The sequence below is a fragment of the Vibrio sp. Vb1554 genome (genome assembly GCF_033344235.1).
Genome location: NZ_JAWPOJ010000003.1, coordinates 116,933 through 141,893 on the forward strand (window position 1 = coordinate 116,933; position 24,961 = coordinate 141,893).

Annotated in this window: 22 protein-coding genes; 12 read left to right on the forward strand and 10 right to left on the reverse strand. The window is 44.5% G+C overall.

Going from position 1 to position 24,961, the window contains the following annotated elements; genetic code table 11:
• Window positions 1–18: 18 nt before the first annotated feature.
• From malQ to R8N28_RS04055, 4 genes are all read left to right on the forward strand, one after another.
• Window positions 19–2,199 carry a 4-alpha-glucanotransferase gene (gene malQ, locus R8N28_RS04040; RefSeq protein WP_017634461.1) on the forward strand — a complete coding sequence of 727 codons (2,181 nt, stop codon included), beginning with the start codon at window positions 19–21 and terminating at the stop codon, window positions 2,197–2,199.
• 267 nt (window positions 2,200–2,466) lie between these two features.
• Entirely contained in the window at window positions 2,467–4,662 is a 2,196-nt protein-coding gene (gene glgB / locus R8N28_RS04045; RefSeq protein ID WP_412079904.1) for a 1,4-alpha-glucan branching protein GlgB, read from the forward strand.
• Between the two features lie 136 nt (window positions 4,663–4,798).
• Window positions 4,799–5,473: a monofunctional biosynthetic peptidoglycan transglycosylase gene (gene mtgA, locus R8N28_RS04050; protein WP_017820127.1), complete on the forward strand. Its 675-nt coding sequence runs from the start codon at window positions 4,799–4,801 to the stop codon at window positions 5,471–5,473.
• 180 nt (window positions 5,474–5,653) lie between these two features.
• A complete protein-coding gene (locus R8N28_RS04055) occupies window positions 5,654–7,714 on the forward strand; it encodes an alpha-amylase (RefSeq protein ID WP_065275514.1) in 2,061 nt (686 codons plus the stop codon).
• Between the two features lie 67 nt (window positions 7,715–7,781).
• Here the strand turns inward: R8N28_RS04055 and R8N28_RS04060 are convergent, their stop codons facing one another.
• Window positions 7,782–8,498 (reverse strand): DsbA family protein, encoded by a 717-nt coding sequence (locus R8N28_RS04060; RefSeq protein WP_017820129.1) that lies wholly within the window; start codon window positions 8,496–8,498, stop codon window positions 7,782–7,784.
• Between the two features lie 96 nt (window positions 8,499–8,594).
• Window positions 8,595–8,882 (reverse strand): hypothetical protein, encoded by a 288-nt coding sequence (locus R8N28_RS04065; protein ID WP_005484669.1) that lies wholly within the window; start codon window positions 8,880–8,882, stop codon window positions 8,595–8,597.
• Between the two features lie 448 nt (window positions 8,883–9,330).
• Here R8N28_RS04065 and R8N28_RS04070 point away from each other — a divergent pair, with 448 nt between their 5' ends.
• The 5 genes from R8N28_RS04070 to R8N28_RS04090 all read left to right on the forward strand — a co-directional run bounded on the left by R8N28_RS04070 (window position 9,331) and on the right by R8N28_RS04090 (window position 12,715).
• Window positions 9,331–10,068, forward strand: a complete 738-nt coding sequence (locus R8N28_RS04070; protein ID WP_025612621.1) for a nucleoside recognition domain-containing protein — start codon at window positions 9,331–9,333, stop codon at window positions 10,066–10,068.
• Window positions 10,068–10,535 carry a YjiG family protein gene (locus R8N28_RS04075; RefSeq protein ID WP_005458317.1) on the forward strand — a complete coding sequence of 156 codons (468 nt, stop codon included), beginning with the start codon at window positions 10,068–10,070 and terminating at the stop codon, window positions 10,533–10,535. The genes R8N28_RS04070 and R8N28_RS04075 overlap by 1 nt, the downstream gene beginning before the upstream one ends.
• Window positions 10,536–10,544: 9 nt before the next feature.
• Window positions 10,545–11,669: a M20 family metallopeptidase gene (locus R8N28_RS04080; RefSeq protein ID WP_017820131.1), complete on the forward strand. Its 1,125-nt coding sequence runs from the start codon at window positions 10,545–10,547 to the stop codon at window positions 11,667–11,669.
• 237 nt (window positions 11,670–11,906) lie between these two features.
• Window positions 11,907–12,281 carry a YkvA family protein gene (locus tag R8N28_RS04085; RefSeq protein WP_065275513.1) on the forward strand — a complete coding sequence of 125 codons (375 nt, stop codon included), beginning with the start codon at window positions 11,907–11,909 and terminating at the stop codon, window positions 12,279–12,281.
• Window positions 12,282–12,451: 170 nt separating this feature from the next.
• Window positions 12,452–12,715: a DUF6795 domain-containing protein gene (locus tag R8N28_RS04090; protein WP_082240197.1), complete on the forward strand. Its 264-nt coding sequence runs from the start codon at window positions 12,452–12,454 to the stop codon at window positions 12,713–12,715.
• Between the two features lie 313 nt (window positions 12,716–13,028).
• Here R8N28_RS04090 and R8N28_RS04095 read toward each other — a convergent pair whose 3' ends face one another.
• From R8N28_RS04095 to R8N28_RS04110, 4 genes are all read right to left on the reverse strand, one after another.
• Entirely contained in the window at window positions 13,029–13,493 is a 465-nt protein-coding gene (locus R8N28_RS04095) for a DUF6795 domain-containing protein (RefSeq protein WP_237289121.1), read from the reverse strand.
• Window positions 13,494–13,906: 413 nt separating this feature from the next.
• Entirely contained in the window at window positions 13,907–15,211 is a 1,305-nt protein-coding gene (locus tag R8N28_RS04100; RefSeq protein ID WP_054576578.1) for a dicarboxylate/amino acid:cation symporter, read from the reverse strand.
• A gap of 389 nt (window positions 15,212–15,600) precedes the next feature.
• Window positions 15,601–16,866: a DUF1835 domain-containing protein gene (locus R8N28_RS04105; protein ID WP_065275511.1), complete on the reverse strand. Its 1,266-nt coding sequence runs from the start codon at window positions 16,864–16,866 to the stop codon at window positions 15,601–15,603.
• 280 nt (window positions 16,867–17,146) lie between these two features.
• Complete coding sequence (locus tag R8N28_RS04110; RefSeq protein ID WP_065275510.1) at window positions 17,147–18,037, reverse strand: LysR family transcriptional regulator; 891 nt, start codon at window positions 18,035–18,037, stop codon at window positions 17,147–17,149.
• 109 nt (window positions 18,038–18,146) lie between these two features.
• Here R8N28_RS04110 and R8N28_RS04115 point away from each other — a divergent pair, with 109 nt between their 5' ends.
• Window positions 18,147–18,455, forward strand: coding sequence for a monooxygenase (locus R8N28_RS04115; RefSeq protein WP_005374871.1), 309 nt, complete (start codon window positions 18,147–18,149; stop codon window positions 18,453–18,455).
• Between the two features lie 7 nt (window positions 18,456–18,462).
• Window positions 18,463–18,834 (forward strand): hypothetical protein, encoded by a 372-nt coding sequence (locus tag R8N28_RS04120; RefSeq protein WP_065275509.1) that lies wholly within the window; start codon window positions 18,463–18,465, stop codon window positions 18,832–18,834.
• A 65-nt stretch (window positions 18,835–18,899) separates the two neighbouring features.
• On the opposite strand, the gene R8N28_RS04125 is transcribed toward R8N28_RS04120, so the two are convergent.
• The 3 genes from R8N28_RS04125 to R8N28_RS04135 form a co-directional block, all read right to left on the reverse strand.
• Entirely contained in the window at window positions 18,900–21,068 is a 2,169-nt protein-coding gene (locus R8N28_RS04125) for a polysaccharide biosynthesis tyrosine autokinase (RefSeq protein ID WP_005374875.1), read from the reverse strand.
• Window positions 21,069–21,119: 51 nt separating this feature from the next.
• Window positions 21,120–21,560 carry a phosphotyrosine protein phosphatase gene (locus R8N28_RS04130; protein WP_031780905.1) on the reverse strand — a complete coding sequence of 147 codons (441 nt, stop codon included), beginning with the start codon at window positions 21,558–21,560 and terminating at the stop codon, window positions 21,120–21,122.
• A gap of 129 nt (window positions 21,561–21,689) precedes the next feature.
• Entirely contained in the window at window positions 21,690–22,808 is a 1,119-nt protein-coding gene (locus tag R8N28_RS04135; RefSeq protein ID WP_017820139.1) for a polysaccharide export protein, read from the reverse strand.
• Window positions 22,809–23,266: 458 nt separating this feature from the next.
• Here R8N28_RS04135 and R8N28_RS04140 point away from each other — a divergent pair, with 458 nt between their 5' ends.
• Window positions 23,267–24,160 carry a hypothetical protein gene (locus R8N28_RS04140; RefSeq protein ID WP_065275508.1) on the forward strand — a complete coding sequence of 298 codons (894 nt, stop codon included), beginning with the start codon at window positions 23,267–23,269 and terminating at the stop codon, window positions 24,158–24,160.
• A gap of 69 nt (window positions 24,161–24,229) precedes the next feature.
• Here R8N28_RS04140 and nfsA read toward each other — a convergent pair whose 3' ends face one another.
• Window positions 24,230–24,952, reverse strand: a complete 723-nt coding sequence (gene nfsA, locus R8N28_RS04145; protein ID WP_065275507.1) for an oxygen-insensitive NADPH nitroreductase — start codon at window positions 24,950–24,952, stop codon at window positions 24,230–24,232.
• Window positions 24,953–24,961: the final 9 nt, after the last annotated feature.

The window sequence follows — 24,961 nt, forward strand, 5'->3', positions numbered from 1 at the left end:
TTACCTTCGGAGAAAGCGATGAAAGAACAAACAGCATTAAAGAAAGTCGCGGAAATGGCGAGATTGGCTGATAGCTATGTCAGTGCTTGGGGAGATGAGGCGAAAGTGTCTGAGGAGACGCTACGCCGCTTGCTCGCTTCGCTTGGCTACGATACTAGCAGTGATGAAAAACTACTGGCTTCTGCTGAAAAGAAACATAAAAAAGACGTACTAGCCCCTGTTCTTGTTTTACGCGACGGCGAACCAGTCGAAGTGGAACTAAACCTAGGTACGAGTGCTCGTGAGAGTGAATTCAGCTGGCGTTTAGAAACAGAACAAGGAGAGGTACTTGAAGGCTATCTTCAGTCCCAAATTGTTCGTGATGAGCGTGCTGAGGGTGGCCCTCTAGTGTTTGCATTGCCAAAGAACTTGGCTTGGGGTTATCACAAACTGATCATCAGTCGTAAGCGTCGTAAAACACCTTACGAGATGTCATTGATCATTACGCCGAAAGCGTGTTTCAAACAAGACGATCTAAACCAACACAAAAAGCTATGGGGTCCTAGTATCCAGCTTTACACACTGCGTACTCAGCATAACTGGGGCATCGGTGATTTTGGCGACCTAAAACAACTGGTGAGTGATATTGCCTCTCGTGGCGGTGACTTCATTGGCTTGAACCCTATTCACTCGCTGTTCCCTGCGAATCCAGAAGGGGCAAGCCCATACAGCCCGTCTTCTCGTCGTTGGTTGAACATCATGTACATCGATGTAAGCTCTGTACCTGAGTTCGCGCTAAGTGCAGAAGCACAACAACGTGTTGGTAGCGCAGAGTTCCAACAACGTCTACAAAAAGCGCGAGACTCTCATTGGGTGAATTACACCGAAGTTTCGCAACTAAAAATGAGTGTTCTTCCGCTGCTATTCAGTGAGTTTAAAGCTCGCCATTTAGACAAGAACACCGATCGCGCTCGTGCCTTCTTGGACTTTGTTGAAAAAGGCGGCGACAGCTTGCTACACCAAGCTGCATTCGATGCACTTCATGCTGATTTACATGCAGAAGATGCAAACATGTGGGGCTGGCCAGTATTCCCTGAGAAATACCGCACATTCGACGCAGCTGGTACTCAGAAGTACATCAAGGACAACCAAGATCGCGTTCACTTGTACATGTACCTACAATGGATCGCAGACGATCAAATCAAAGAAGCGCAAGCTCTAGCAGAAGAAAAAGGCATGGCGGTTGGTCTGTACCGCGACCTTGCTGTAGGTGTTGCAGATTCTGGCAGTGAAACATGGGCGGATGAAGGCAACCTAGTGCTGGATGCAAGCATCGGTGCGCCACCAGATATTCTTGGCCCTCTAGGTCAAAACTGGGGTCTGCCACCGCTTAACCCTCAAGTGTTGGAAGCGACAGGCTACGATGCGTATATCAAGTTGCTACGTGCCAACATGAAGCATTGTGGCGCACTGCGTATCGACCACGTACTTGGCCTGCTTCGCCTTTGGTGGATTCCAAAAGGCGAGAAAGCGACAGAAGGCGCATACCTGTACTACCCAGTGGAAGACATGCTCGCAATCCTAGCGCTTGAGTCGCACCGTCATCAGTGCTCTGTGATTGGTGAAGACTTAGGTACTGTACCAGATGAAATCGTTGATATCCTACGTGATGCGGGCGTGCATTCGTACAAAGTCTTCTTCTTCGAAACCTCAAAAGAGGACGGCGGCTTTATTTCTCCGAAGCATTACGCAGAGCAGTCTATGGCGGCATTGTGTACACACGACATGCCAACCCTACGCGGTTTCTGGCACTGCGATGACTTGAAAATGGGTCGTGAGATTGGTCTGTACCCAGATGAAAAACAGTTGGAAGGCTTATTCGCTGACCGCTTGAAGTGCAAACAAGGTATCCTAGACAGTGTTCGTTGGCACGGTTACTTGCCAGAAGGTATTGGCCATGATGCGCAGTTCGTACCAATGGATTCATACCTAAGCGAAGCGCTTCAATTGCACGTTGCGGCGGGTGATTCTGCACTGCTTAGCGTTCAGCTTGAAGACTGGCTAGAAATGGATCAACCGGTCAACATTCCTGGCACGGTTGATGAGTATCCAAACTGGCGTCGTAAGCTGTCGATGAACCTAGATGAAATCTTCAGTCGTGAAGACGTGAATCGCATTTCTAAACGCCTTACAGAAGTTCGCGCACAGGCGAGCAAATAAGATGCGTAGAGTGACGTAGAAGAATGAGCGGATTACTAATTTTGTTAGCTCAGAGGTACGAAAGTTCCGTCTAGGTCACTCATTCAACCCACACAATCCGTTAGGATGAAGTACCGTTATTATGCCCGCGACAATAGCGGGCATTTTTGTATTTTGACGCCGTTTACGCGACGAACGTGAGAAGCGGAGTCTTTTGTGAGTTCACAACGTTGGCTGTGGAGAAACCAACATTCGGTTCAAACGAATATTGGCTCTAGGGAGAAAGATTTGAAAATCACCAAAACAAAGAAAATAAAGAAAAAACACGAACGCGCGTACGAACTGCTTGCTGAGGCGGCTTACTCAGATCCATTTGCGGCGTTGGGCCCATTCATTGATGACGGCGAAGGTTCGCTGCGAGTGTGGATGCCAGGCGCAAACAAGGTTGAACTGCTTGTTAATGGTGAACCTCGCGTGGCGCTTGAACGCGATGGCGACAGCGGTTTTATCTTAAAAGAGCAACGCGACTTACACCTGACCCACTACCGTTTAGCGGTCGATTGGAATGGTGTTGAACAAATTATTGATGACCCGTACCAGTACCACAATATCTACCAAGAGTACGAGCATCTGCATACGCCAAAAGACATGTATCACTACATGGGCGCGCACTTTGTCACGCTAGAACGTGGCGGTGAAAACATTTCCGGTGTTCGTTTCCTTGTCTACGCTCCACATGCATCGGCTGTTAGCCTTGTGGGTTGCTTTAACCAATGGGATGGTCGTCGTCACCCAATGCAACGTTTAGATTATGGCATTTGGGGTTTGTTCATTCCTGGTTTAGAAGAAGGCGTTCAGTACAAATTTGAGCTCAAAGGGCCAAATGGGGAAGGGCTGCCACACAAACAAGACCCTTGGGGTTTCTACTCTGAGCAATACCCATCGTTCGCATCCATTACTTACGATCACAAGCGTTACCAATGGCAAGATGCGAAGTGGCAAAACCGCGCAGTGACACAAAAGCGTGATGAAGCGCTATCGTTTTATGAGCTGCATGCTGGATCATGGAAGCGCAACGAGAAAGGTGATTTCCTCAATTACCGCGAACTTGCGGAGCAGTTGGTGCCATACCTTGTGGATATGGGCTACACCCACGTTGAACTGATGCCTGTGTCTGAGCATCCATTCTATGGTTCATGGGGCTATCAACCTGTTGGCTTGTTTGCACCAACTAGCCGCTTTGGCTCCCCTGATGATTTCAAATTCTTCGTGGATGCGTGTCACCAAGCTGGTATCGGTGTGGTGCTGGATTGGGTTCCGGCGCATTTCCCATCGGATGACCACGGTTTAGCAAACTTTGACGGCACACCGCTGTTCCACGACCCGGACCCACGTCGCGGTTGGCACCAAGACTGGAACTCCTACATTTACGATTTAGGCCGTGAACATGTGCGTCGCTTCCTTGTCTCGAATGCGCTGTACTGGTTTGAACAATTCCATATTGATGGTATTCGCGTGGACGCCGTCGCGTCGATGCTCTATCTCGATTATTCACGTAGCCACGATCAGTGGGTCCCGAACGTTGACGGTGGCAACGAAAACTACGACGCAATCGCAACCTTAAAATGGATGAACGAAGAAGTGTACAAGCACTTCCCGAATGCGATGACGATTGCGGAAGAGTCAACGGCGTTTCCGGGTGTGTCTGCGCCAACCTTTATGGGTGGTTTAGGCTTTGGCTTCAAGTGGAATATGGGGTGGATGCACGACAGTCTTTCATACATCAAAGAAGATCCTGTTCACCGCAAATACCACCACAATACCATCACATTCCCGCTAGTTTATGCGCACAGCGAGAACTACGTCTTGTCTCTCTCTCACGACGAGGTGGTGTACGGCAAAGGCTCTATTCACAACAAGATGCCAGGCGATGAATGGCAGCAAACCGCAAACCTACGAGCATACTACGGTTATATGTATGGTCAACCGGGCAAAAAGCTGAACTTTATGGGCGCGGAAATTGGCCAAACGGCGGAGTGGAACCACGATGATCAGTTGCAATGGTTCTTACTGGAATATGAGCGTCATCAAGGTGTCCAAAAGCTGATGCGAGATTTGAACCACTTGTACCGAAATGAAGCGGCGATGCACGATCAAGATTGTGTTCCTGCTGGTTTTGAGTGGCGTCTACAAGACGAAGCGGATGCGAGCATCCTAGCGCACGAGCGTATTAGTAAAGAAGGTGAGCGTATTCTGATCATCACCAACTTTACGCCCGTACCACACGAGCGCTTTCGTTTAGGCGTTCCAAATGCAGGTCAATACGAACTGCTACTGAATACAGACGACAGCAAATACGGCGGCAGCGATTTTAAAGTGCTGACCAGTGTGAAAACGGAAAAAGTTGAAAGTGAATCACTGCCTCAATCACTTGAGCTTCGTTTGCCTCCACTTTCAACCGTGTTCTACAAGCTGCACAAATAATTTAGTCTAATCAAATTCTAAGCCCGTTTTACATTGTAAATCGGGCTTTTTTTGACCAAGTTTTCACTAACGATAAACAGACTGCATACTCTATACTTGCATCATATTGTTTTATTAAATCAGGCTAGGTCGGACTTTGAGAAAGATTAAATCCCTTCTGTTCAATATCTTATTGGTGCTTTTGCTTTTACCAGTGATGCTCGTTGGCATAGTGAAATACATCGATCCACCAATTTGGGGATGGAAGATCAGCCGCATGATTTCTCCTCCTGAAGGATTTCCTGAAGAGAGTCAAAATGAATGGGTGCCTTTGAGTGATATTTCTAAACACATTCAACTGGCCGTGATTGCGACAGAAGATCAAAAGTTCCCGACCCATTACGGAGTAGATTTTGATTCCTTGTTTAAAGTGATCTCAGAGTCTGGCGAGAGCGGTCCCTCTCGCGGTGCGAGCACGATTACTCAGCAAACTGCAAAGAACGTGTTTCTGTTTCCTTCACACTCTTATGTGCGCAAAGCGTATGAGCTTTATTTTGCTCTGCTGATGGAAGCAATGTGGAGTAAAAAACGCATTCTTGAAGTGTATTTGAATGTGGTGGAGTTTGGTCCAGGTATTTATGGCGCGGAAGCCGCTGCGCAAAACTACTTTGGTATTCCTGCTAAACAACTTTCAACACGCCAAGCAGCAAGGCTTGCGGTGGTGCTGCCAAATCCGTATCGCATCAAAGTTTACCCTCAGACTTCTTACACCATCAGCCGCGTCAATTGGGCGATGAGACAAATGCGTAACCTTGGTAGCGTTCAGCTTTAAACTCCTTTTTACCCTGCTCATAAGTAGAACTACGCCCCCATAAAAGCAAAATGTGAAGCGTCACAAGCTTTAGGGCGTAGCTTTTCAGAATGATGTGCTCAGTTTTTCATCCATTTACTATTAGTGTGAATAAAACTACAACACGAATACTGCGCCTATGCGCAACCAATGGACTGAACGATGAAACTGAACCTGATTACCACTACTTTACTGCTTGCGTCGGCAAGTGCCATCGCCGAGCCTAACATCACCATTTCTACCACGACCAACAGCCGTGACTTTCCGTTAAGTGCAGAGCAGCCTTTGGTTGTGCCCTTAACCAAAGACGGATACACGCTCAAAATCACGGGTGTTGAAGGCGACTGTGTCGCGCCTGATGGCCAGAAGGTCAAATTCAACAAACCTATCGCGCTAAATTGTGGCAAGCCGACCGAACTGCCACTCAAAGTTCGCTTTACTGGCGACTATTCCTTCGCTTATGACGACGCGGCTAAGACGTTGCTGTTTAAGCGAGAGCCGAAAAAAGCAGCAAAAACCGAATTTAAACGCCCGATCCCGCAAGTACAATGTGAAGTCTACCAAGGCGGTGAAGTGACGATCGCTGTGGGGGATAGCTTTCCTGAAGGCACCAAGTTACGCGATGCTTATTCAGGTCAAATGGTTGAAGTGAAAGAGCAGAAAGTATCGCTGACGCCAAGTAAAGACTCTGGTGGCCTAGTGCTGCTAGAGCCTGTGCAGAAAACCAAAGAGGCGGTGCTATTTGATTACCGAAACGCGAACATTTACTTCGTGATGGTTGATCGTTTCAACAACGCAGACGCAAGTAACGACAACAGTTATGGGCGTAAAAAAGACGGCAAAGATGAAGTTGGCACGTTCCACGGCGGTGACCTTAAAGGTGTAATTGAGAAACTGGATTACATCAAGAGCCTAGGTACAGACGCGATTTGGTTGTCGCCAATCGTTGAACAAGTGCACGGCTTTGTCGGTGGTGGCGATAGTGGCTCATTCCCGTTTTATGCATACCACGGCTACTGGACGCGCGATTTCACCAAGATTGATGAGAACTTCGGTAACGAAGAAGATTTAAAAACGCTGGTGGAAGAGGCGCACAAGCGTGGCCTCAAAGTCTTGATGGATGCGGTTATCAACCATTCTGGTTACTCAACATTGGCAGATCTACAGTTCGACGGTATCGATGTGTTAAAGCCTAATGCCGAACTGCCCAAGAAATGGGGCGACTGGCAACCAAAAGCAGGCGAAAATTGGCATAGCTACCACCAGAACATTGATTATCAGAGTCCGAACTGGGCGAAGTGGTGGGGCGGCGATTGGGTAAGAACCGGCTTGCCGGGTTACCCAGCTCCGGGCAGTAGCGACATTACGATGTCTCTTGCTGGCTTGCCAGATTTCATCACTGAATCAGACAAAGCAGTGAAGCCCGCGCAGTGGCTATTGGATAACCCTGGCACTCGCGTAGAAGCTCGTGACAACTACACCGTGGCGGATTACTTGATTGAGTGGCAAACTGATTGGGTGAAACGCTTTGGCATTGATGGTTACCGTGTCGATACGGTGAAGCACGTTGAAGGCGATGTGTGGAAACGCTTGAAAGAAGAGGCTTCAAGCAGTCTTGAGCAGTGGCGTAAAGAGAATGGTAAGTCAGGTCAGCCGTTCTGGATGATGGGCGAAGTCTGGGGACACACTGCGTATCGTAGCCCTTATTTCGATGATGGTTTTGACGCGTTGATCAACTTCGATATGCAGAAGAAGCTAGACAAAGGCGCGGCGTGCTTTAGCCAAATGGCAGACACTTACCAAAGCTATGCGGACACTATCGCGAACGAGAAAGACTTCAACCCAGTCAGTTACATGTCTTCTCACGATACGGAGTTGTTTTTCTCACGTTTTAAAGATTACGGCATGCAACGTAACGCCGCGAACGCATTGCTCCTTAGCCCAGGAGCGGTTCAGGTTTATTATGGCGATGAAGTAGGCCGTAACATTGGCCCTTACGCGGATGATTTCCACCAAGGCACACGTTCAGACATGGTTTGGAAGCTATCTGATGATAAACAAGCTTTGCTGAAACATTGGCAAATCCTTGGTCAGTTCCGTCAAGCACACCCTGCCATTGGCGCAGGTCAGCATCGAGTGATTGAACAGGAAGGCGCGTACGTTTTCTCTCGTTCGCTTGGCAATGACAAAGTCGTCGTGGCGTTTGTTGGACGTGATAAGTAACTAAACGCTCTTTATGTCGGTAAATATAAAGCCCTTCCTTGAGTTATCAGGGAAGGGCTTTGTTGTTTTAGTTCGCCAGTTCTTGGTCGATGACTTTTTCTAGCTCGTCAAACGGCACATAACCAGGAATGATCTGATCATTAATGATCAACGCGGGCGTGCCGCGTAAACCAAGTTGCGTGAAATACTGATAGTTTTTATCAAGCAGCGCTTTGGTCTCTTTGTCGTCGACAAGCTGCGCTTCTGTCCCCGTTTTCTTCGCGATCTGTTTTAACGAACGTACATCATGTGCGCCCGGTTTTTTCACCAATAACTCATGCACTTGTTCGTACTTATCTCGCTGGTTTTGCCAAACATTTAATGCGTAACTTGCCGAGTTGTAGCCGTTTTTCTCGTATTGTTCTTTAAAAGAAACATTGAGGTTAAGCACTTTTATCTGCGGATATTCCTTACCAACTTTGACCAGTTCTCCTTCTAAACGTTTACAAAAAGGGCAACTGTAGTCCGTTACGTTAATAATGGTTAACTCAGGGGTTTCAGCACCAAAAGAGGAATGTTTGCCATCATTTAGATATTGACGAACCTCCTTCAAGGTGTCGCCAAATGACTGCTGATACGCAATGTACTCTTGCAGGTTTTGGTGCAATGAATCAAGAATTTGAGGGTTCTCTTTTAGTATCTGAGTAATTTCCTCTAGCTTTTGTTCTGAGGTCTTTTCTGATGCGAAAGATACGGCAGGTACGATAGCCATCGTTAACGCCAAAAGTGTACGAGTGAATGTCATAATATTTCCTAAAACTTTTAGATTTCGTTGTTTGTTGTGTGAAGTGAATAAAATACGTACGAAAGTCAGGCGAGCGGGTTTCTCGCCTTGCTGGGTTTATTCTCTAAACACGCAAAGTTTTAGGTGAACCCGATACTTTTCCCGTATCGGTTCTGTGTATTCCAGATAACGAATTGCTGTGGATGCCATCGGCAGCGCCACAATCAAAGCAAACAGAAAAAATGGAATAAGAATATGATCAAACTGGTGTTGGTACGCTTGAACCAGCTTCTCTGAAAGGTCGCAAGATGGTGATAAATTCACGCTTTCATTTTGCTGACTCTGTATTTGGTGAGCCTTAGGGCAGCTTTTCGAGAAGCCGGAGTTTTGGCTTAAACATACCATCACCACCCAAAACACGAGGGCGAGTGTCCACTTGGCTATTTTAGGTTGTGAGCGTAACAATGGGCTGCCTAGTCCTGTTGATTCTGGTTTAATCCGTTTGCATATGACCGGACAATCCTAACCTAAATTCCATTATGGAATGTTACTTTCGAGTTAATCGATATCGCCTCAATGCCAAAGTATGAAGTACGTCATGAATGTTGTAGAAAGCAATATTCGTTGGAATCATTGGTCGGATTAATGAAGAAGTCCTGAGGTATCGATATAGATTAATATACCTAATTGTTAGCACAAATTTTTATTATCTTTCAAATGTGATTAAAATCATAAAACAAAACTTCATAACTGAGTCGCCAGAATGTTCGGCAGGCGGATTGATTTTGATCATCTCTCTAGCACATTATTCGGGTGAGCATATGTGTCCTGTCCCACATGTGTAGGTAATGTTATGAAAAATCCTGTTCAAACCGAGCGCAAGGTTACGCTGGGGTGCTACTTTGCACTGGCGTTTGCGGTCGTCTTCTTTTCTGGTCTCATGCAATCGAACGAATGGTATGGCGTATTTGATTTCACCACGTTGAATGGCTCTTTTGGCAAGGTGGCTTATGGTGTCACCGAAACGGCTGACGGTGTGCAAGTTGCAACAACGTCGCTTCGTGGTACTGGTGGTAGCGGTGCACGTGACGGTTTCATTTTTGCACTTACTTTGATTCCTACCGTTATGTTCGCACTGGGTATGATCAATGTACTTGAGCACTATGGCGCACTAGAAGCGGCACGCAAACTGTTAACGCCGCTTCTTCGTCCAATTATGGGTATTCCGGGTAACTCTGGTTTGGCTCTTATCGCTTCGCTGCAAAGTACCGACGCGGGCGCTGCGATGACTCGTCAGCTTAAAGATGAAGGCCATCTTACCAAACGCGAAACCGATGTGTTCACTATGTTCCAGTTCACCGCTGGTGCCACCATTGTTAACTTTTTCTCCTCAGGGGCGGTGCTGTTTACGTTGACGATGGCGGATGGCTCGCTTGCCGTAACGTCTTCTATTGGTTTGGCGGTTGTGGTGATGTTCTTGTTTAAAATCGTGGGTGCGAACTTATTCCGTATCTACCTAAACATCACAGAAGGTAAAGAAGACAAGCAAGAGCAAAGCAAATCTGAGAACTTAAAAGAGGAGACGGCGTAATGAGTGACGTAAAAGTAAGTAAGCCGATGGTGACGGATATTTTCGTTGAAGGCGCTAAAAAAGGCTGGGTTATTGCGACAACATCAACCGTGCCTAACGTTCTTATGGCGTTTGTCATCATTAAGGCGTTGCAGATTACTGGCGCGTTGGATTTGATGGGCTCGGTATTTTCTCCAGTAATGGCGGTTTTTGGTTTGCCAGGTGAAGCGGCTGCGGTGCTGATTGGTGCTTGGATGTCGATGGGCGGGGCAGTTGGCGTGGTTATCACATTGTTTGACCAAGGCATCTTGAACGGTACGCACATCGCGATTCTTGCACCTGCAATTTACCTAATGGGCTCACAGGTTCAGTACATGGGTCGAATTATGGGACCTATCGGTACTGAAGGTCGTTACATCCCAATTATGATTGCGATTTCCGTATTGAACGCATTTGGCGCAATGCTAGTCATGAACTTGTTTGTTTAGGGGGCAATCATGCAGTTTTCTCTCAATGAATATCTCGAAGAACTTCGTCCTCTCATCAATGTCGATTGTGGCACGTACACCACTGATGGCATTGAGTTTATCGCTTCTCAATTTGAAGAGAAGTACCAAGCGATGTCAGGTTGGAGCGTAAAACGCATCGACTGTGGCAGAGCGGGCATCGGTCTTGAAGTTCGAAACAAGCCTGAGGCTGAGCAAGTTGACGTGATGCTGATTGGTCACATGGATACAGTGTTCCCTGTCGGCACCGCTGGATTACGTCCTATGTCTCAAGACGCTGACAAAGCGTACGGTCCGGGTGTCTCGGACATGAAATCTGGCTTGCTGAATATTGTGTACGCGATGCGTAACCTCGACCAAGCGGTGTTGGATAAACTGTCGATTTGTATCTGCATGAACCCAGACGAAGAAACCGGATCGTTAGATTCGGTCGACTGGATTCAATCTGTTGCAAAAAACGCGAAAAACGTATTGGTGGCAGAAGCAGCACGCGCAGACGGAGGTTTAGTCAAAGCGCGCAAAGGCATGGCGCGTTACAAAATCACGTTTAATGGCATTGCAGCCCACGCTGGCAACGAGCCAGAAAATGGCCGCAGTGCAATTACCGAGATGGCGAACTGGATTCTCGCAATCAATGCCATGACGAACTTCGAATCTGGCACCACATTAAACGTGGGTATTGTGTCTGGCGGTAACGGCGCAAACATCGTCCCTGAGCACGCTGAAGCGATCGTGGATGTGCGTTTCTGGAGTAATGAAGAATACGATGATGTCGATAGCAAGCTAAACGGCATGCTGGAAACACCATTCGTTGATGGCGTTAGCATCGAGTTGGTTCGTGAAGCTTACAAACCCTCTATGGTGCCAAGCACGCAAACTGAAAGCTTGATGGCATTAGTTGAAGAAGCAGCAAGTGAACTGGCTATCGACATCAACTGGAAAGAAGTGGGTGGCGGCTCTGATGCAAACAATACGGCAATTCTTGGAGTTCCAACTTTGGATGGTCTAGGACCTATCGGTGCAGGTTTCCACAGTGACCAAGAGTACTTGTTGCTTGAGTCTATCGAACCACGTATCAAAATGCTTATGCGTGTATTGGAGAAGATTGCTCAATAAGGCATTCTGCTTCTAAAGCTTGGTTCCCAAAGTTTTTGGTTTCAAAACCATTTGGCTTCCAAGACATTTGATTTCCAAAACTTTTTGTTTCCAAGGCAATAATCCCCGGACTTCGGTTTGGGGATTTTTTATCTAGCCATTTTGTTTCCTTTCTTCATTATCATTACTCGCTATTAATCCTACGTTCAGGTTCATCGTCTTAATATCTTTGCCACAGTCATAAATTTAGGAGGCACGATGACCACAAGCATGTCTGTAAATTCGGCGTCCGATGACGTCTTAGACCAAACGATGCAAGCGCCAGATGAGAAAACATTCTGGCGAAAAATGAAAGGGTCGGTTAAGAAAGCGGGTGAAGAAATTGCCGTAATGGGCATAAAATCATGGCTCGCGATGGCAGATTCCAACACCTCTGTTCGCCACAAGGCTATTTTAGGTGGCGCGCTGGCTTACTTCGTCCTACCAACAGATATGGTGCCAGACGTACTAGCTGGCGTCGGTTTTACCGATGATATGGCGGCACTTACCTTAGCCGCGAACTCAGTCGGTAATGCCATCACTAAAGAACACGAAGCACAAGCTAGAGAAAAACTGAATTCGATGGTGGAGTAGGTATGGCCCATCAAACATGTTCTATGTTTGGTTTAGCGCAAACAAGAAATTGTTATTTTTAACATTTACTCAAAGCACACGAGCTCGTCACAATACGTTTTTCCGTAGTAGATTTGCTCGATTTGAAAGGGTACTTTCAGATTCAAGTTTTTATCTAAGAGAAACCTTTCATGTACATGTATACGCCAGATATTATTGGTATGCTAACTTTGAACGGAAAACCGTTGTCATCTCAATTAGTGGTCCTCCGAGTCGATGTGCGTGGAACCATTCATGAGTTTCAAACTATTACTGATGCTAACGGATCGTTTGCCTTCCCTGCATTGGAAGAGCATGAGTCTCAAGACTTATTGAACTTAGATCAGAAATACGTGCTCGTTTTCTTGAAGACTCATCTAGCAAATGGAGAAGAGGTGACGATATGGGAGTCTTGAATTGATGGTTATGAGACTTATGAGTTTGCTAGAGAAAATATGGGAAATTTGAATTGTGAAGTAACCAATGAAGTTTACTACTTCGCTTTTTCTTATTTTGGAAATGGTGAAGATGATACTTATGTGTACAGTCAGTGCAAACTAACTGGTTATGTAGAATCAGGAGTATACGAAAGTTAAGTAGTGAATTACTTTAGAGAAATATTCTGCGAATTAGCACTTTGATTGATATGTTTAAACTTGATTGAGGCGTGCAGGTATAGCTTTTGCTTTTAAAGAACTTTGAGTTTAATAATCATCACAATCATAAACTCTATGAAAAGTGTCTTTTATATAAAAATCCATTTAAATTGCAGTTGCTAATAACCATTAGATCTCCAGCATTATCTAGATTGATATTCTTGAAAAAGTATCGAAACTCGGTATCTTCAAGCTCACAGTAAAGATTACTTAAGTTGTCCTCTATAAATATAGGTGGTGAAACGTAGTTTAACTGAGACTCCCAAATATATTTCTTTTCTTCATTTATATAGGTATATATTCCGATATATGAATATGTTTGATTCAAAGCTGATTCTTTGAACCTTTGAGCATGTATGACTGGTTTAAAGTGAAATTCACCTAACTCATTAGTACTTGAACTCCTTTTGTAATTATTTTTTAAAAAATTAGCTTCTAAGTAAACCGTTACATTTTCTAGAGGTCTTTGATCAAGAACTAAAGTACCTTTTACCTCTGGGCTTAATGTATATTTAAATTTCTTAAAAAAATCGAACATACTTTCGTTGAAACCTAATGCAAGTATTGGAAATGAGAAAATGAATAAAAAAGACTATTTTTAAACATGAAATTATGATGTATGTATCTTAGTACCAACTTAATTATCAGACTACTATCTATCGCGATTTGGTTTTGAACTTTAATTTGATAATGGAATTTGTATCTCTATATGATGAAAATGTTCCTTATATCATTTTCAAAGTGATAAACATAGGCGAGTTATCTTAACCCTCTAGATGAGCTAATATAGAATCTAACTACTTTCTAACTACTTACCGATTAGTAATTGAAACAACCTCGGGGGACGAGAATTTTATCTAAACCTTTTTGACTTCGGGTTAATTGGAAATAAAAAACCACCTTAGAGTAAGGTGGTTTTTGCTTAGACAGGATAATTTAACTTGGAAGGGTTTAAGCTTCCGCGCGTTTCAGGTGCACTTCTTCTTCGGCTACGCCTGCCATTGGGTCGTTGAAGCGAGCTTCATCCAATGCACCCTCTGATTTTGCAACGATGACGGTTACTGCACTGTCACCAGTGATATTTACCGCGGTACGAATCATATCAAGAAGACGGTCAACACCCATTATAAGTGCAATGCCCTCTAGAGGCAGACCAACTTGGTTCAATACCATAGCAAGCATGACAAGACCCACACCAGGAACACCTGCGGTACCGATAGACGCCAGAGTTGCCGTCATGATAACCATTAGGTAATCGCCCATAGTTAAATCAATATTGAAAGCTTGAGCAATAAACGCAGTTGCTACGCCCTGCATGATCGCCGTACCGTCCATGTTCACGGTTGCACCAAGTGGTACAGTGAACGATGATACACGGTTCTCAACACCCATGCGGTGCTTTGCTGTTTCCATTGTCACTGGAATCGTCGCGTTCGATGATGCTGTAGAAAAAGCAAACATGATCGCGTCTTCCATCTTACGTAGGAACGTAATTGGGTTTAGACCTGTGAAACCTTTTAACATTAAGCTGTAAGTAACTAGACCGTGTAGGACAAGCGTACCAGCCAGTACTAAGAAGTACTCTGCCAGATTGACGATCGCGCCCAGACCAAGACCAGTAAATAGCTTCGCCATTAAGAAGAACACCCCATAAGGCGCCAAGTTCATCAAAATCGCGACCAGTTTCATGATCACTTCATTCAGATCAGAGAAGAATGCTGCGATGCGTTCGCCTGGTTTACCCGCTGCACTGATCGCGATACCGAATAGCACGGCGAACACGATAACTTGCAGAGTTTTACCTTCTGCCATTGCGCTGATTGGGTTGGTCGGGAACATATCGATGATCACCTGACCTAAAGATGGCGCTTCGGCTGATTTGAATGAACTTGCTGCCGTTAGATCTGCTCCTGCCCCTGGCTGGAATAGAGTACCCATAGTTAGAGCAAGCGTAATCGCGATAGCCGTTGTCGTAACGTAGAAAGCGAGGGTTTTACCGCCCATGCGACCCAGTGTAGAGAGGTCTTTGAGAGAGCTAGTACCACAAACTAACGAAACAAATACTAGCGGTACAACAAGCATTTTTAAGCTGGCAACGAAGATCTGTCCACCAACTTCGAATAATCCATTAACAATGTATGCGTCGACAAATCCGTTGTCGGCAAAAAGTGTGCGAATTGCAAATCCTGTCAAGATACCCGCAACCATACCTAAAATTACGCGGCTGGTAAGCGACATCGGTTTCTTGGTATTCATGAGAACACTCCTTATAGTTATGCACCTTGAGTTCACTTCAAAGCGGCGAGCAGATTAGCAGCGGAGTGAGAAAATACGAAAGAATAATCCTCTAAATGGTTAATAGATGTGAACTTTATCACTAATAAAAATGGGACTTTAACCAAATATTAACGAATTGGCCGGATGAAAAGTTTGTATTTTAACACTTTTATCGAATATACAACCGATAACAAAGAGGATTTACAATAAATTTTAATAAGAGATAGAGTGCATACTCTCTTTGAGTGGATGCATTTCTGCATAACTATTTAAGTTATATTCAGGCTAGCGGTCGCTTCTTTAGCGATACTTTAGTATTGAGTGTTCATCAGAGCCAACGAACCCTTTATGCTTTCATATTTGTCAACTCAATGATGGTTGGCAAGTGTAGTTAGTTGGAGGTGATCCCAGCTCCAATAACTTTGACTGGTATTTTTAATCCCTCCAACCCAATAGCATTGTTTCGCTCGTATTAAGCCTTCCAAACACTGCTTGCCAGCCTCAGTGATACGGACGCTTTGTTCCCACCAGTGCCTTTCACGTGACTCAATCGTGATCAAAGGTGTTTGACACTGTGCTAGAGGGAGGAGTAACGCGTAAAACATCACGTCTCCTAGGTAAGGAAGATGTTCTAGTTGTTGATATTGCTCAAACCAATCTTTGATGGGAATTGAACGATTTTGCGAGCTCAAGACCTTTAGTGCGAGGTGTTGTGTCAAGCTCAATCCAGTTTGTGAATTAGGTAACTCTTGCAAATGGCGTTTAAGCACGTTGAGTATATTGGGCAAGCAATCCAGGTTATGCTGCTGAATCAAATTAACTATGGAAATAGGTGTAGGTGATGTAATAGCGTGCCAACACCGTTTAGCCTGACTGAATAATTTTGCTGTCACAGGTTTACGGTATCGCCAACAAGAACGAATAGCTTCTTCAGGCAACTGCCCAAAGCCGATGAATCGCTCAGTGCCCGGGAACTGGTTCAACTCAATGATCTCTATCACTTTATTCTCTACATTCTCTAACTGTGTTAGAGCACGAATTAGCATCAATTGATCATAACTGTCATGTTCGACCCAAAAGACGATTCGTTCAAATACATCACTTTGCAACAGATCGAGGTTTGATTGTTCCAATGTGACTATATCTTGAACCGAGTCTTCACGCTTCATCACAGGCAGCAGAGTCTCTACGACATATTGGGCCCGAATGGCAAGGAAGTTCTGCGGTGTTGCTGGTATGGGGCCAATACAAAGCGGATCGATCAGGGCTAAAAATGTCCCTTCAAATCCACTGGTTTTAAGCTGTTGTTGTATATCGTGACCGCAACGAACGTGTAGCGTTTTTACTTTCGCATCTAGGGGCGGTTTTTGTTGTTTGATGGCTAGTTTGTGCGCTTCTAGCTCTTCGACATGAGCTTTTAGTTTACTCCAACTGGATAAGCCAAGTTCTCTTGCGAGTGCATGTTGAACGTCAGCCAATTGAATTGTATTGGGAGCCAAAGATTCTGGTTTGGAGTGAAATCGCTTAACTAACTCCAACATGGCGTCATCGTATAGGCGGATAGCTTTGAGCCTTTTTTTAGCAATGGATTTTTGCTGATTGATATTGATCGAGAAGCTATTTGTAGAGTTCATATTTCACCTTTCTTATTTCTTCCACACTCGCCTATATAGAAGCTAAAAAGAAGGTAAAAACAGATTGTGCCTGCTAAACCAAGCAGGTGAGGATATTGCCGTGAACCGAGTTCTTTCCGCGAGTGTTGGGTGCTTTAGGCATGAGCAGAGTGATAGTAGGTGGTCGCTATCCTTCGTGCAACCTTTTGTGAGAGTGTAGCGTCACAAAATGGCCGTTTCTCTATATTTAGGGAGAATCAATAGCCGATAACACTAGCGATTCAACTCAATACCACTGTTGCTAGATTCGAGTTTCTACACTTTTGAGTAAAGTACGATAAAGCGCTTGAGTCGCAGGACCACTTTTGGCTCCTTTGGGCAAAGTGAGGTGCAGCGCAACTTGATATTGATGGGAGTGTTCGATCTCCAATACGTTAATTTTATCGCTCTTGCGGGTTGCGACTAAGTGCGCTGGTAGCCGACAAAATCCAGCGCCTTGCTCTACGGCGTGAAAAGCGTGGTCGAAGTTATCGACGGTAATACGCTGACGTGCGCGTAACCAACCCACATCTCTTTTCGTTTTGTCTGAATCACCTAAGTCACGGATGACAATTTGGCTGGTGGTTGCAAAATCGTCGATGGAAACATGCGGCTTTTTAGCGAGTGGATGGTGTGCTGCGATTACAGGCAGCATGGTTGTTACGCCAAATGCTTCGGCAGGGTAGTTGGTTATCGGTAAGTTGATGATTGCGATGTCAGCGAGCTCATTTACGACCATTTCGGTTGTTTTGCTCAGTGACGTTTCAACCACTTGAACGGAGGTCGTGTTGTTGTCCTCCAAAAATTGACTGAGTGGTGCATAAAGCCAACAAGGGTCACAAAGATGATCTATTGCGACCGTGATTTGAGATTCCACCCCACTTTTTAACTGCTCGCTGATGACTTCTAGTTCCCGCGCTTGTTCAAGCATGGATTGTGCACGACGCAGTATGGTTTTGCCGTGCTCTGTCAAACCCGCTTTGCGCCCTCGTACTTCGATAAGTTGAATACCAAGTTGGTCTTCTAACTTCCTCACCGAGTAGATCAATGTGGTATGGCTCTTGTTGAGCAGTAAAGCTGCGGATTGAATGCTGCCTTCTTGATTAATCGCTTGTAGCGTTTGCCATTGTTCTAAGGTCGTTTTTAGTCTCATGAGTCAATTTTTTAGACAGTTAATGGCGAAATTATGAACTTTGCTGTCAGTTTTATAAAGGTAATAATCTTGTCATCGAAAACGAGTCAATAAGAAGAGGAGACTCAAGATGGCGAAATTATTGCAAGTTGATTTTGAATTTCATGGTCCGTTTGGTGACGAGATGTCGAATGCTCTGGTCGACTTAGCTAAGTCGATTAACCAAGAGCCGGGCATGATTTGGAAAATCTGGACGGAAAGCGAAAAAGACAAACTCGGTGGTGGTATCTATCTTTTTGAAGATGAAGCCACGGCGCAAGCTTATCTCGAAATGCATGCCGCACGCTTACGAAAAATGGGCGTAGTCGAAGTACGAGGTCAAATTTTCGATATCAATGTGCCGTTAACGACGCTCAATCAAGGGCCTATTAGAGGATAAGGAGATGATGACCAACCGCACTTTTCTAACCGTTCATGGTGTCGTATATACGGTATTCGCTTTTGCGTTGTTTTTTGTACCAACCATAATGTGGCCGATCTATGGAGTACAAATTAACGACCAGTACGCGCTGTTTTTATCGCAGCATACTTCGATCTTTTTAGGTGGAATCGCTGCGGTGAGTTTGATGTTACGTAATGTGGAATCAGGGCATACAGCGAAACAGCTGTTTAAAGCATTATTGATTACTAATGGCTTAGGGGCAGTGATTACTACCTATGCCGGCATTATCGGAGTATTTGTCGGTTTTGGTTGGAGTGACCCAATATTCTTTGTCTTGCTTAGTTTGATTACGTACAAGCAATTAAGAGTGCAATAGAAAAAGCCCTGCTGTTTCTAGCAGGGCTTTGTCATATTTGGTTTAATTAGCGATCTAAATTCAAGTTATGATTCGCTTTTGTACGCGTAGTTATAGTAGCCGTATCCATAGCCGTATGAGTTAGATGCTTTTTTCTCAACTGCATTGAGAATCACACCTTTAACTTCAACGCCTGATTGCTCGAAGCGACCTTGCGCGACTTCAATCTCCTTCAAAGTCGTTTGATCAAAACGAGCGACCATCAGAGTTGTTCCTGCAAGCGCGCCAACAATGCTTGGGTCGGTAACTGCGAGTACAGGCGGCGTATCGATGATGACTAGATCGTATTGTGCAGACATCTCGTCAACAAAGCTCTTGAAGCGAGGGTGCATAAGAAGTTCTGACGGATTTGGTGGTACTTGGCCGCGAGTCACAACATCTAAATTATCAATGGATGTAGATTTAATGATGTTGCTAAGGGATGTCTTACCGCTCAAGTAATCAGAAAGACCGTTGTCCCAACGTAGACCGAAGCATTGCTGCAAATAACCTTTACGCATATCCGCATCAATAAGCAGCACTTTCTGACCGGTTTTCGCAGCGACGGCCGCAAAGTTGGTCGATACAAATGTTTTGCCGATAGATGGTGCAGGACCTGAAATCATAAGAACGTTATTCTTCGCTTCCATCATTGCAAAGTGCAAGCTAGTGCGAAGACTACGTAGAGCCTCAATGGAAAGATCGGCTGGGTTAGCTTCCGCTAGAAGGACTAGCTCATTGTTGCTGCCTTTGTTGCGCTTAAGCTTGTTTGCAAATTCCAGTTGTTGAATAGATTTTGGAACGCTTGCGTAAACTGGCATGCCAATCTGTTCAATTTGATCTGGTGTTTCCACACCACGGTGGAATGCTGCACGAATTAATACGAAAGCAACGCCTGCCATACCGCCAAGCAGTGTTGCTAGCACAACGATAAGCGCTTTTTTCGGCTTAATTGGCTTAGAGAAAGATTGAGCGTTATCTAAGATTCGAACGTTGCCAACTGTTCCGGCTTTAATAATGTTGAGCTCTTGAACCTTGTTCAATAGTTGGATGTAGATTTGTTGGTTTACTTCTACATCGCGTGTCATACGCAGAACTTCACGCTGTGTTTTCGGTAACTTTTGAACTTGTTTATTAAGACGTTCTTTCTCTTTTAATAGTGTTTCACGTTTATCAAGTAGCGACTTATAAGCTGGGTGATCCTGTGTGAAGCGTTGGCTGATCTCACTTTCTTTGAATGTAAGCTCATTTAGCTGTGCTTCTAACTCAACCATTACTTTCAGCGTTGACTGAGCTTCAAGGCCTAAGTCGATAGATTCATTTTCTTGACGGAACCGATTTAAAACGTCTTCAGAAGCGGTCAGTTTTGTTTTGATGTCTGGGAGGTGACCTTTCAAGAACTCGAGGCTTTGCTCTGCCTCTGCAGAATTTCTTTGAACGTTTTGTAAGAAGTAGTTTTGGCTAATGTCGTTCAAGATATCTTGAATCTTAGCGCGGTCTTCACCAGAGAAGCTTAAAGATATAATCCCGGTTTGCTTACCACGTTCGCTAATCGATAAGTTTTCTTGAAGTTTATTAATTGCATCTAATTTACTGATTTTGCTGACCGTGAATGAGTCACCAGTTTGAGCCACAAGTTCAGTCGCCAAAAACTGGTATCCATTCTTCTCAAGCAGTTCACCAACTTTACCTTCTAGAATGACGTTATTGTCATCTTCTAAGAGCCTGAACGTCTGTTTTTCAGAATCAATAACTTCAAGAGTTAAAGGAACGCCAACTGCGTAAGAAGGAGCATTAAATCGTGAAACGCTCAGACTGATTTGCTCACCTTGTAGTCGAGCTAGGCCTTTACCAATAATTGGCATGTAGTTTGGAGAAACGACAGTCGTTAAGTTGAACTTATCAACAGTACCGCCCAAGATCATACGAGATTTGATGATCTCTATTTCTGTTGTCGCTGATGATTCTGCTGAAAACAGCTCTCCCATATCACCAACCATCGCTGAAATACCACCTGAACTCTTACTTTCGATTTGGATAAGAGCGTCAGCTTTATAGATAGGTGTTGATAGAATGGCAACGCCGACGCCTATAATCGAAAATAGGACTACGGTACATAGAATGAGCCATTTGGCATCGAGAATGATCCCAAATAACTTTCCCAAATCGATCTCATCGTCGGCTTGACGTGATTGCTTAATAGTTTGTGTTGTCATTACTTTAACTTCTTAAATACCTTGCCATTGGCGTTTATTTAGCCTTGCGGCTTATAGTTTTTGAGACCACGCTTTTGCTGCTTTTTCTATAAGCGTATATGCATGTTCGAAAGCTTCTCTACTTTGTCTGTATGGATCAGGGATGTTTTGTTCATTTATCCACTGTCCAAACAGCATCGTTTTACCTCGTGCCTCAGGAGCGATTTTGGTTAAGGCTTCTAAATGACCTTTTTCCATAACCAATATCAGATCGTATTGAGCGCAAAGCTCAGGTGTTAATTGTCGTGCTTCGTGTCCATCTAAGCTTACGCTATGTTCGTTCGCGATAGTGGTTGCCATCTCGTCAGCAGCTTTTCCCGTTAGATGGCTCTTATCTACTGCGATTCCTGCTGATGCGACATGTTTGTTTGGTAGTAAAGACTGCAAAAGCCGCTCTCCTGTTGGAGAGCGGCAAATATTACCGACACAGACGACAAGAATATTAGAAAACAAATGCTTACCCTACTTTAAATTGTATGCTTATGATCTCAACTGAATTGCTGGCTTCTTTATATTGCGCAATTGAGCTGAGTAGCTATCGATTACGTGCCGCAAGAGATAAGTTTCTTGCGGCACGTTGTTTTACGGCCAAGTGCGTACTCGTAGTACACCTTCAGTTAGTTCATTAAAGCCGGAAATGGTTGGAACGAGCTGAGCAATCACACGATTCCAACGACTAACAGGTGCAGCCGTCACATAGACTATGTCGTAAGGGTTGAGATCAAACTCAGTACCAATCACCAAAGCAGAAGCGTCAGAAACATCTAGCTGATAAATGTCCGCCATTTTAGCTTCTTCTTTTGAACGTCTGATGACAAACACACCGGTAGCATCTGCGGAGATTTCACTGATACCACCAACGCTGCTAAGAGCCTCAGTAAGGCTCATGCCGCTACGATCAATTTTGAGTAATTTCGGATCGTTAACCTCGCCCATAACAAATACTTTTTGCGCATCGTTTCGAGGAATATGAACAATATCACCAGGCTTTAGAAGGCGGTTTTGAGTTAAATCGCCTTGTTGCATCAGAGCATACAAAGAGACGTTTTCAACAACGCCATTGCGTGTCAGTGTCGCATTACGCCAATCAGCCTCGGCAGCCAGTCCGCCAGCTCTATTCACAGCATCTAGAAGTGTAAGGGGGATGTTTGTAATTGGTTGTTGTCCTGGCTTGTTAACTTCGCCAGTTACATAAGTCTTTTTAGAGCGAAATGCCGCAACGCTTACATCGACCTGTGGGCTCTCAATGTATTTTGCAAGGCGGCTTGCAATGTCTGCACGAATCTGACGTACGTTTTTGCCTTCAACATGTACGACACCTATGTAAGGGTAGAAGATCGTGCCATCCGAATGCACCCAGTTACCCGCTTCGGCTGAGCTTCGGTATGAGCCCGCTGGGATCGTTAGCTCTGGGTGATCCCAAATAGTGATATTTAGGATATCGCCAGGTCCTACTTCGTATTCATATTTTGCGATTTCAATATCTAACTCTGGGTTTGGTTTTGAAAAAGGGTCCACTGAATTTAAAGACGTTACGCGCTCCAAAGTTAAGGGATAAACGGTAACCTGAGACTCTATATCACTCGATTCAGTGCTCATGACTGTTTTGTCACTGACCGAAAGGTGGCTACCAGGCAAAGTACACCCTGTAAGAAGGATAGGAAGTACTGATATCCCCAAAAATTTATTAAATGTGTTCATTGGTTTATAACTACCGAAAGAAAGTTTGCCGACTGAAATTGATTCATTCTAATTGAACTGCATTTCATCAATATTGATGATTTACTGCAGTTTTAAGCCTTTAGAAAGCGAGTCCATTCAGAATTATTTGTGTAATAAACACTCCAAATGGCTGCTAGCGACTTAGAGCTCTTAGTTTCATTAATGAAGGTGTGAAAATCCGACCCACAAAAAATAGTCAACTATTATCCATCTGGTTGCAATAAAGGCAACAAGTTACTTGAAAAAATACTGACGAATACATGACAAAATTGTGTCTATTTAACGTTAATGAGATGAATGCATGATTTTGCACAAGCAAACAGGCAAGAATGTGAAAAAACTCATGCCAAAGTTGTATGCATCCTATTTACACTATATGCAACTGCCGTTATGCTTCCTGTTGCGGTCGGATATAACAACAAATATTGGAGCTAATTTTGAAAATCAAACTTTTAACGGCAAGTGTGGCAGCAGTCCTACTAGCAGGTTGTGGTAGTGACAGCGATCCTGAGGTAAAAAGATACTCAGTTCAGGCTTATGACCCAGCTGTTATCGGCATGAAAGTTCAAGCAGTATGTGGTGGTGAGACATACGACGCTATTGAAAATACAACAAACTATGAAGGTATGGTTGGTAAAGCGCGTTTTGAAAATATCAACGTTGTAAATGCGCCAGGTGATTGTGCTTTCGTATTAACGCACACAGAAGATAGTAAAGACGCGTCAAATGGCAAACCTATTACATCTGACTACAAAATCCCTCAAGGCCTAGCCCAGGCGGATTCATTGGTAACAGGCTCTCCATTTACGACTTTGGTTGCTAACTCTTTAAAAGATGGTGAAGTATACTCTTCTGATATCGCTGAAAAAGTATTCGAGAATTTGGGTATCGATATCAATGCAAGTGGTAAAACAGTTGACGAAATCCTTCGTGATACAGAATCTGTAGTAGCAGGACTTGGCAGTGAGGGTGGTAACAGCGCACTTGCTACTCAGCTAGTTGCAACAGCAAACGTTGTATCAGATATCATCAAAGCGAACCCAATAGCTTCGCCTGAAGCTGTAGCTGTTGCTGCAAAAGCAATCACAGAAGATGTAATCGCGGCGAACCCAAATTATCCTGAGAATGATTCAGGTGACGTTATCTACGTAACGATTCCAGCTGAAGATACTCAGAAAGTTGTTGCTGATGTACAAGAGGCTATCGATAACGAGATTCCATTAGAAGATATCGAACCTGACGTACCACAAATTCCAGATGCGGAAGTCGGTGAGCCAATTGAACCTGAAGATCCACCGGGTCCAGGCACTGGCGCGACAGGCGGTAACTAAGCAAGTTTTTGCTGACAAATTCTAAAGGCCTCTTCAGAGGCCTTTTTTGATCCTATCGTATTGTAGTCATCACCTTTTAGTGAGCCCTTTTCTGTTTAAGTAAGGCAGGATATGCGGACGTGATTCCCCAGCCAATTTACTGGTGACTTCTTGCGACCAAGTACTCTGTTTTTGATTGCTCGAACGGTTTGCATAGTAGTTTTGCATAGTTTGGTCATACGTCTGAATATCATCCAAGTTTAGGTCTTGATACTGATTCTCATGCACCACGACATGCTTAGGTAGGCGAGGTTTTACTTCAGGGGTTTGATCTGGATGACCAAGACACATACCAAATAAAATGGCGGTATTTTTAGGTAAACCTAATAATTCGTCTACTTTTTGGGCATTGTTTCGTAAACCACCAATATACACACCTCCTAGTCCCATCGACTCCGCCGCAAGCAAGCAATTTTGTGCCATGATGCCCGAGTCTACAGCGCCTATTAGCGTTAACTCGGTAAAGTCAGCTTGAACATCTGGGTTGATACTGGCGTGGCGTTGGTAATCAATGCAAAACACCAAAAACTCAGCCGCGCTTTCAACGTACCCTTGATTTCCGGCATATTGAGCTAATAGCGTACGTTTTTCTTTGTCGGTCACGCGGATAATTGAAACGACTTGCAACATGCTTGATGAGGACGCCGCAAGGCCGGCTTGAAGAATGGCATCTAATTGTTCGCTCTCAATCGGTTGTGAGGTGAATTTTCGAATTGAGCGGTGATTGAGAATTGTTTGAATCGTGCTGTTCATGGTGACTTA